Origin of the sequence: Nonomuraea sp. NPDC004580, assembly GCF_040609855.1 — a bacterium.
GTDB lineage: Bacteria > Actinomycetota > Actinomycetes > Streptosporangiales > Streptosporangiaceae > Nonomuraea > Nonomuraea salmonea.
In genome coordinates this window covers 21,531-29,508 of record NZ_JBEXLH010000090.1, presented here as the reverse complement: position 1 = coordinate 29,508, position 7,978 = coordinate 21,531, and the positions used below count along the sequence as shown (strand labels likewise).

The window sequence follows — 7,978 nt, the reverse complement described above, 5'->3', positions numbered from 1 at the left end:
TTGTCGTTTTGGTTGTGTGGATTTCCTATGGGCGCTCTCCCCCCCGCCCGCCCGCGCGGGGCGCGGGCGGGGGGGGGGGGGGGCGGGGCGGGGCCGGCCCGCCCCGCCACGTCAGTCCGCGCGGACCCGGCCGGTGCCGCCGCGTCAGCCCGCGCGGGATCGGCGGGTTTGGCCATCGTCAGCCCGTGCCGTCGGTCTTCGCCGTGGCCTTGGTGACGGCCTCGCCGATGCTCCTGGCCAGGTCGACCACGCGCGGACCCCACCGGGAGGCGATGTCGTCGTCGAGCTCGGTCACCCGGTCGTTCTTGATGGCGGACAGGTTCTTCCAGCCGGGCCGGGCGGCCAGCGCGTCCTTGTTCTGCCGGCAGCACTTGACGTCGGCGAGGAAGATCAGGTCGGGGTCGGCCTGGGCGACGAACTCGGCGGACAGCTTGGGGTAGCCGCCGGCCGCGTCGGGCGCCTTGTCGGCGATGTTGGTGAGCCCGAACAGGCCGTAGATCTGCCCGATGAACGTCTTGGACGTAACGGCATAGGGGGTCTGGTCGAGCTCGTGGTAGTAGGTGAGCTTGGTGTCCTTGGGCGCCTTGGCGGCGAGGTCGTCGATGGCGGTCTTCATGCCGGTGACGACCTTGTCGGCCTCGTCCTGGTGGCCGGTGGCCGCGCCCAGCTCGGAGATCTCCTCGTACGCCTCGTCCAGCCCGGTGGCGGCGGGCTGGTGGAGCACGGGCACGTTCACCTTGCCCAGCTCGGAGACGACGTCGTCGAGGTCGTCGGAAAGGATCACGAGGTCGGGCTCCTGGGCGACGATGGCCTCGACGTTCGGCTTGAAGCCGGACAGGTCGGTCTTGGGGGCCTCAGGCGGATGGTTGGAGCGGTCGTCCACGGCGACGACCTGGGAGCCCGCGCCGATGGCGTAGAGGGTCTCGGTGTGGGTGGCAGAGAGCGAGACGATGCGCTCGGGCCGCTTGGGGATGGTGACCTTGCCGTTGGCCGCTTCGACGGTGACGGGGAAGCCGGCGGCGGAGGGGACGGGGGCCGAGGGGGCGGCGGACGCTGAGGTGGGGGCTGCGCCAGGGCCTGCTGTGGTGCCGGTCTGGCCGCAACCGGCCAGGACGAGCGTTCCCAGCAGCGCGCCCGCGAAGGCCGTGCGTACGGGCCTCACGAGTAGTCCTTTCACACTGTTGGAACCGAGAGACCCGCTGGTAGTGACGGATCACCCTTTTCCACGAGGGTTGATGTGCGTCGGCGCGGAGGCAGGCGACCTGGCTATGACAGTTGCGGGACAGCGCCGGACTTTCACCGGACTTCGCTGCGCTCTGCGCGTCGGGCAAACGCTATCAATCCCTCATACGCCCGCCGCGTCAAGGGGCGAGTTGGGCCTCCGCCTCGGCGATGATCCGCTGGATGCGCAGCCCGTGTGCGGCGTCCAAGGGGTGGCCGCCGCCCTTGCGGACGGTGGCGGCGAACTCCTCGGCGACCCTGGCGAAGTGGTCGTCGTCCCCGTCGCGGGGCGGCAGGACGGCGTTGCCGGTGCGGCCGTACACGGCGATGGTGGACGGCGGCACGTCGCCGCCCGCGGCCATGCTCAGCGACGCCTCGCTGACCGCGCCGCCCTCGTGCTCCAGCAGCAGGCCGATCCAGCGCAGCGGGTGGCCGTGCGCGCGCACGCCGGTGACGGGGCCGAGCGCGGCGTCGAGCACGTCGATCACGTGCGGTCCCACGTCGAGCAGGGCACCCCGCTCCAGCCGCCAGGGGGTGGCGAAGGGGTGGTCGCCGAGCAGCGCGCCGGAGATGTTGGCGGCGTGCCCGCCGAACGGCTCGACCTCGGCGCAGCGGGCCAGGAAGGCGCGAGTGGCGGCGGTGTAGCGCATGGTGAAGACCATCTGGGTCGCGACGCCCGACTCGGCGACGGCGTCCACGACGCGCTCGGCGGCGTCGAGGGAGTCGGCGAGCGGCTTCTCCAGCAGCAGCGCCTTGCCCGCGCGGGCGGCGCGGACGGCGTACTCGGCCTGGACGGCGGGCGGGACACAGAACGCGACGGCCTCGCAGTGCTCGAACAGCTCCTCGACCCGCTCGAACACCGGCGCGCCCAGCTCGGCGGCGGCCTCGGGGCGGCGGGCCCAGACGCCGGCCAGCCGCGTGTGCGGGCTCTCGGCCAGCATGGGCGCGTGCGCCATGCGCGCCCAGGGTCCCGCACCGATCAGTCCGACCGCCACCGGCTCCATGCACGTCCTCCTCAGGAAATCAGGATATTTCCCACCATAGAGGAGAAGATCACCACTCCACGAGCAGGGCGGTCAGCCCGCGGCCCACGAGCGACCTGCGATACGCGATCTCCTGCCCGGCCACGAGCCGCAGGCCGGGCAGCCGCCGCCCGAGCACCTCCAGCGCCGTGCGCAGCTGCAGCCGGCCGAGCGCCGCGCCCACGCAGAAGTGGATGCCGTAGCCGAAGACGAGATGGTCGGCCGCGTTGGGCCGGTCGATCACGAACCGCTCGGGCTCGGGGAAGACGCTCTCGTCGTGTCCTGCCGAGTCTGTGGACAGCAGCACGAGCGAGCCCGCCGGGATCGTCACGCCGTGCAGGACGACGTCCTCCGCCGCGTACCTGAACGAGCCCAGCGAGGCCCCGTCGATGCGCATGCACTCCTCCGACGCGCCCGCCAGCAGCGGCTCCGGCACCGGCCAGCGGCCCTCCCTGAGCAGCCGCAGCACGGTGTTGCCGAGCTGGTTCGGCACGGTGTCGTTGCCGCCGAGCAGGATCGTCGAGATCAGCTCGACCACCTCGCGGTGGGTCAGCTCGGCGCCGATGAGCGAGGTCATCAGGGACGTGAAGTCGCCGCGCGGGCGCGCGGCACGCTCGGCCACCAGGCGGTCCACGTACGCGAGGTAGTCGAGGAAGCTCGCGGCCAGCTCAAGCTGCCGCTGTGGCGGCTGCGGTGACAGGAAGAGCTGGAACCAGTCCTTGACGTGCGCCTGCACGAACGCCTCGTCCTCCTCGGGCACGCCGATGAAGCGGGCGGTCAGCTTGACCGACGGCTCGTGCCCGATCTCGGTGACGAAGTCGGCGGCGCGGCCGGTGGTGCCGCGCGGGGCGAGGCGGTCGAGCAGGTCCTCGTTCAGCCGCCGGAACTCCTGCTCCAGCGCGGCCACCGCGCGCGGCGTGAACGCCCGCGACACCGACCTGCGCAGCCTGGTGTGGTCGGGCGGATCCACGTTGGCCACGAAGCTCGACAGGAACGAGCCGTGCTCGCCCAGCTTGTCGCGGGTCTCCTGGGTGAGGCTGCGGGAGATCGTCAGCGAGCCCTTGGAGGAGAAGCGGCGCGGGTCGCCGTACGCGGCGCGCACGTCGGCGTACCTGGTCAGCACGTACGCCCCCAGCCGCGCGCTGCGGAACACCGGCGCCTCGCGGCGCAGCCTGGCCAGGAACGGGTACGGGCCGGCCACGTGCCAGGCGGCGCTCACGTCGAAGTCGCCCAGGGTCGCCGGCTCGGTCATCCGAAGATCCTCCGCGGGTTGCCGACGAGCATCTGGTGGATCTGCTCCTCGGTGACGCCCCTGGCGCGCAGCGCGGGCAGCACGTCCTGGGAGATGTGGAGCAGGTGGTAGCGGGGGTGGCGGCGGCGTACGACGGCGTCGTCGAAGCGGTCGTTGAAGCAGTAGGAGTCGTGGCCGAGCACCATGCGACCGGCGTGGCCGCGCTCGCACATCGCGGCCACGACCGCCACCCGGTCGTCGAACGGGCGGATCGTGTCGATCCCGAACCGGTCCATGCCGAGGTAGGACCCGTTCGCCACCAGTTCCTCCAGGTAGGCGAGGTCGGTGGAGTCGCCGGCGTGGCCGATGACCACCCGGCCGAGGTCCACGCCCAGCGAGGCGAGCAGCTTCTGCTGCTCCAGCCCGCCCCTGGAGGCGCTGTGCGAGTGGGTGGTGATGGGCGCCCCGGTGGCCAGGTGGGCCTCGGCGACCGCCCTGAACACCCGCCGGCAGCCCTCGGTCATGCCCTGCCGGTCGGAGGCGCACTTGAGCATGGCCGCCTTGACGCCGGTGCGGCCGATGCCCTCGGTGAGGTCGCGGACGAAGAACTCGGCCAGCCGGTCCGGCCCGCCGAACAGCGAGCCCGGCCCGCGGTTGCCGAAGTACGGCGGCAGCGCGTCGTAGGTGTAGAGCCCGGTGGCGGCCACGATGGTGACCGAGGTCAGCTCGGCCACCCGCTGGACGGCGGGGACGTACCTGCCGAGGCCGACCACGGTCAGATCCACGATGGTGTCGATGCCGGCCGCCTTGAGCGCGTCGAGCTTGGCGGCGGCCTCGCGGGCGCGGGTCTCCAGGTCCCAGCCCTCGGGGATGTCCGGCCAGTTCCACAGGATCTCGGGGCTGAGCCCGAAGACGTGCTCGTGCATGAGCGTCGCCCCGAGCTCGGCGACCGGGCCCGTCACGGTTTCAGGCACGGGAACCTCCCGTGCTCGAACGGCCGGTTGACCTGGAGGCCGAGCCCGTCGGTCTGGGCGTAGGGCAGGCCGGTGTAGAGGGCGTCGGCGTCGAAGTAGGTGACGGTGAAGGACAGGCGGGGGCGGTCATGGCGGTTGGCGGGCGCGCCGTGCACGGTCAGCGCGTGGTGCACGGTCGCGTCGCCGGCCATGAGGTCGAGCGGCGGCGACAGCTCCAGCTCCTTCAGCCAGGGGTGCTGGGTGAGCTGGTCGTCATCCGGGCGGGTGAAGCTGCGGCCGAGCAGCCCGTGGCGGTGCGAGCCCGCGTAGAAGCGCAGCGCCCCCATGTCGGCGGGCACGTCGGCGAGGGCGAGCCAGACGGTGAGCATGGCCGAGCGGTCCATCGGCATCCAGGGGAAGTCCTGGTGGAACTCCGTGGCGCCGTGCTCGCCCGCCTCCTTGACGAGCAGGTTGGTGACCTGCACGCGAACGGCCCGCACGCCGTGCAGCAGCCGGACGGCGTTGCGTCCCATCTGGGGGTGCAGGGCCAGGGCGGCGAACGCCTCGTCGGTCGCGGCGACGTCCCTGGACTGCCCGAACGCCACGTCCACCGGGCCGCGGTGCTCCCTGGACCGCTCGCGCAGGTGGTCCAGGGCGCGCTCGCGCAGTGCGGCGGCGGTGGCGGGGTCGATCAGCCGGCTCAGCCTGACCCAGCCGTGCGCGGCGAAGAAGTCCGCCTCGGCGGCGGTCGCCTCCCGTACCGGGATCTCCATGGACACAGTCTCGCACCAGAGCAAGCGCTTGGTAAGACCTGTGTCTACACTCGGGGCCATGCGGCGGTTCAGGTTCGGCGCGGTGGTCAGGCAGGCGGAGTCGGGGCGCGCGTGGGCGGAGAAGGCCAGGCGGCTGGAGGGCGCCGGGTTCGACGTGCTGCTGGCGCCCGACCACCTCACCGGCGACAGGTTCGCGCCGGTCGCGGCCTTGACGGCGGCCGCGTGCGCCACCGAGCGGCTGCGGGTCGGCACGCTGGTGTTCGCCAACGACTTCCGGCATCCCGCCGTGCTCGCCAAGGAGGCCGCCACGCTGGACGTGCTGTCGGGCGGGCGTCTTGAGGTGGGGATCGGCACCGGCTGGATGGCCGCCGACTACGCGGGCGCGGGGCTGCGGCTGGAGCCGCCCGGCGTACGGGTCGAGCGGCTGCGCGAGGCGCTGCACGTGCTCAAGGGGCTCTGGGGCGAGGGCCCGTTCAGCTTCGACGGGCGGCACTACCGCGTCACCGGCCTCGACCAGCGCCCCAAGCCCGTGCAGCGGCCCCGCCCGCCGCTGGTGATCGGCGCGGGCGGCGCGAGGATGATCCGCCTGGCCGCCCGGGAGGCCGACGTCGTCAACCTCACCCTGCGGGTGCTGCCCGACGGGAGCGGCCCCGACGTACGCGACGGCGGCCCCGCCGCGCTCGAAGCCAGGCTGGCCGTCGTCAAGGAGGCGGCCGGTGACCGCTACCCCCGCCTGGAGCTGGGCACGAGCGTGATGGCGGTGGGCGAGCTCAAGGCCGATGCGTCGTGGAGCGCCGCGCGGACCGCGCCGCTGGAGGGCACCCCGCACCTCCTGCTCGGCACCCGGCAGGACATCGCGGACCAGCTCCGCCACTGGCGGGACGAGCACGACCTGTCCTACTTCGTGCTGCACCACGAGCGCGATCTGCCCGCCTTCGAGCCCGTCGCCGAGGAGCTGGCGGGCACCTGACGGCGGGCGGCTCGGGGCCGTGCCGGATGATGGGGCCATGAACGAGATGCTGCTGCTCCGGCACGGAGAGACCGAGTGGAGCAAGGCGGGCAGGCACACCGGCCGTACGGACCTGCCTTTGACGGAGCACGGCGAGGTACAGGCCAGGGCGCTGGCGCCGCTGGTCAAGGAGCCTTTCCAGCTGGTGCTGGTGTCCCCCGCCCAGCGTGCGACACGCACGGCGGAGCTGGCCGGGCTGAGCGGGTACGAGGTGGACCCCGACCTGTGGGAGTGGGACTACGGCGGCTATGAGGGCATCACCACGCCGCAGATCCGCGAGACGCGGCCCGGCTGGTACCTGTGGCGTGACGGCGTGATCCCCGGCGACGCCGACCATCCCGGCGAGAGCGCCTCCGAGGTGGCGGTGCGCGCCGGCCGGGTGATCGAGCGGGCCCGCGCGGTGGACGGGCGGGTGGCGCTGGTGGCGCACGGGCACTTCCTGCGCGTGCTGGCCGCCCGCTGGCTGGGCCTCGCGCCCGAGGAGGGGCGGCTGCTCAAGCTCGACACCGGCACGTACTCGCGGCTCGGGTACGAGCACGCCGAGCCGGTGCTGCTGACCTGGAACGCCCCCGTGAGCTGACCGTGAGCTGACCGTGGGCTGACCGTGAGCTGACCGTGGGCTAACCGACCTTCGCGCGCAGGGCCGACTCGTGCAGCGCCCTGCTCACCAGCCAGCCGCGCAACGACCCGAGCGCCGGGTCGTACGACAGCGGCTGCTCCCAGAGGGCGACGAACACGCTCTGCGTCACCTCCTCCGCGTGCGCCGGGCTGCCGGTGACCTTGACCGCGACGCCGTACACGTACGGGCCGTGCCGGTCGTAGGCGTCGGCCAGCGCGTCGAGGTCGCCGGCGGTCAGGCGCGCGCACAGGTCCATGTCGCTCATCAGTCGCATCCCAGGGTCGCGGCGGCGGCGATCAGGTCACGGGCGAGCGCGGGGTCGCCCTCGGCGGCGTACGGGAAGGCGCCGGGCGGCCACCGGTTGCCCAGCAGCCGGCAGAAGCCGGCGGCGTCGGCCGAGATGAGCACGGCGACGTGGTCGGAGGCGGGCGAGAGCGGGATCGTCCAGGTGCCGCCGCCCGGCCCGGTGAGCACGATGGTGGCCGAGACGTCGCGGCGCGGCCCGCGCAGCGCGCGCGGCAGCAGCGCCAGCCCGAACTCGGCGACCATGTGCACGTGCTCGGGCCTCGGCGCGGCCCTGGCCCGGTCGGTGGCGGCCCTGATGTCGTCGGCGTGCGTCCAGGTCTCGAACGTGCGCTGAATCATGGCCTGGCGCAGGGGCGCGCGGGCCGGCCGCGCGCCCGCCAGCGCCACCTCCACGCCGAGCAGCACCTCGCTGCCCGACGACACGCGCGACAGCAGCGAGCCCGCCTGCTCGCGCCAGCGCCGGTGCGCGGTCTGCGCGGAGGCTCCCCGGACGCCCATGAACCTGGCCACGGTGGCGTCATTGGCCGTCAGGTGCTCGACCATGCCCCTGACCGTGCCGTGCTTGGGGACCGGGGCGTCCCACTGGGCCGGGCTCAGCTCGGCCAGCAGGTCGTCCATGAGCGCGACCTGCTCGGCGTACGGGACGGCGACGACGGCCACGCCCATCGCGGCCGGGGTACGGCGGCGGCGCGCCCCCGACAGCACGGCCTCGCGCAGCCTGGGCGGCGGCTCGGCGGCGGCCTCGGGATGATCGAGCAGCGCGATCGCCGCGGTGCAGTCGGGGCACGAGGCGACGTGGTCGTCAGGGCGCTGCCCGTCGAAGAGGTACGAGTCCGTCATGGCC

At 73.3% G+C, this 7,978-nt stretch carries 9 protein-coding genes and 1 riboswitch; of the genes, 2 read left to right on the top strand and 7 right to left on the bottom strand.

The window, feature by feature from the left end; genetic code table 11:
- Window positions 1-178: 178 nt before the first annotated feature.
- The 5 genes from ABZW11_RS43505 to ABZW11_RS43485 form a co-directional block, all read right to left on the bottom strand.
- Window positions 179-1,162 (bottom strand): ABC transporter substrate-binding protein, encoded by a 984-nt coding sequence (locus tag ABZW11_RS43505; RefSeq protein ID WP_355431475.1) that lies wholly within the window; start codon window positions 1,160-1,162, stop codon window positions 179-181.
- Window positions 1,163-1,234: 72 nt separating this feature from the next.
- Window positions 1,235-1,354: riboswitch (cobalamin riboswitch) on the bottom strand.
- Window positions 1,355-1,361: 7 nt separating this feature from the next.
- Complete coding sequence (locus tag ABZW11_RS43500) at window positions 1,362-2,225, bottom strand: Gfo/Idh/MocA family oxidoreductase (RefSeq protein WP_355431472.1); 864 nt, start codon at window positions 2,223-2,225, stop codon at window positions 1,362-1,364.
- 49 nt (window positions 2,226-2,274) lie between these two features.
- Window positions 2,275-3,495: a cytochrome P450 gene (locus ABZW11_RS43495; protein ID WP_355431469.1), complete on the bottom strand. Its 1,221-nt coding sequence runs from the start codon at window positions 3,493-3,495 to the stop codon at window positions 2,275-2,277.
- Window positions 3,492-4,448 (bottom strand): phosphotriesterase-related protein, encoded by a 957-nt coding sequence (locus ABZW11_RS43490; protein WP_355431466.1) that lies wholly within the window; start codon window positions 4,446-4,448, stop codon window positions 3,492-3,494. The genes ABZW11_RS43495 and ABZW11_RS43490 overlap by 4 nt, the downstream gene beginning before the upstream one ends.
- Window positions 4,433-5,200, bottom strand: coding sequence for a phytanoyl-CoA dioxygenase family protein (locus ABZW11_RS43485; protein ID WP_355431463.1), 768 nt, complete (start codon window positions 5,198-5,200; stop codon window positions 4,433-4,435). The genes ABZW11_RS43490 and ABZW11_RS43485 overlap by 16 nt, the downstream gene beginning before the upstream one ends.
- Before the next feature lie 58 nt (window positions 5,201-5,258).
- Here ABZW11_RS43485 and ABZW11_RS43480 point away from each other — a divergent pair, with 58 nt between their 5' ends.
- Window positions 5,259-6,170, top strand: coding sequence for a TIGR03621 family F420-dependent LLM class oxidoreductase (locus tag ABZW11_RS43480; RefSeq protein WP_355431460.1), 912 nt, complete (start codon window positions 5,259-5,261; stop codon window positions 6,168-6,170).
- 37 nt (window positions 6,171-6,207) lie between these two features.
- Window positions 6,208-6,789, top strand: coding sequence for a histidine phosphatase family protein (locus ABZW11_RS43475; RefSeq protein WP_355431457.1), 582 nt, complete (start codon window positions 6,208-6,210; stop codon window positions 6,787-6,789).
- 40 nt (window positions 6,790-6,829) lie between these two features.
- On the opposite strand, the gene ABZW11_RS43470 is transcribed toward ABZW11_RS43475, so the two are convergent.
- On the bottom strand, window positions 6,830-7,093 hold the full coding sequence (locus ABZW11_RS43470; RefSeq protein ID WP_355431455.1) for a sigma factor: 264 nt from the start codon (window positions 7,091-7,093) through the stop codon (window positions 6,830-6,832).
- Window positions 7,093-7,974 carry a maleylpyruvate isomerase family mycothiol-dependent enzyme gene (locus ABZW11_RS43465; RefSeq protein ID WP_355431452.1) on the bottom strand — a complete coding sequence of 294 codons (882 nt, stop codon included), beginning with the start codon at window positions 7,972-7,974 and terminating at the stop codon, window positions 7,093-7,095. Before ABZW11_RS43465 ends, ABZW11_RS43470 begins: the two co-directional genes overlap by 1 nt.
- Window positions 7,975-7,978 lie beyond the last annotated feature (4 nt).

Coding starts and splice junctions, on each gene's coding strand:
- ABZW11_RS43500 (WP_355431472.1), bottom strand. CDS start 2,225: ATGGAGCCGGTGGCGGTCGGACTGATCGGTGCGGGACCCTGGGCGCGC.
- ABZW11_RS43465 (WP_355431452.1), bottom strand. CDS start 7,974: ATGACGGACTCGTACCTCTTCGACGGGCAGCGCCCTGACGACCACGTC.
- ABZW11_RS43485 (WP_355431463.1), bottom strand. CDS start 5,200: ATGGAGATCCCGGTACGGGAGGCGACCGCCGCCGAGGCGGACTTCTTC.
- ABZW11_RS43480 (WP_355431460.1), top strand. CDS start 5,259: ATGCGGCGGTTCAGGTTCGGCGCGGTGGTCAGGCAGGCGGAGTCGGGG.
- ABZW11_RS43470 (WP_355431455.1), bottom strand. CDS start 7,093: ATGAGCGACATGGACCTGTGCGCGCGCCTGACCGCCGGCGACCTCGAC.
- ABZW11_RS43495 (WP_355431469.1), bottom strand. CDS start 3,495: ATGACCGAGCCGGCGACCCTGGGCGACTTCGACGTGAGCGCCGCCTGG.
- ABZW11_RS43475 (WP_355431457.1), top strand. CDS start 6,208: ATGAACGAGATGCTGCTGCTCCGGCACGGAGAGACCGAGTGGAGCAAG.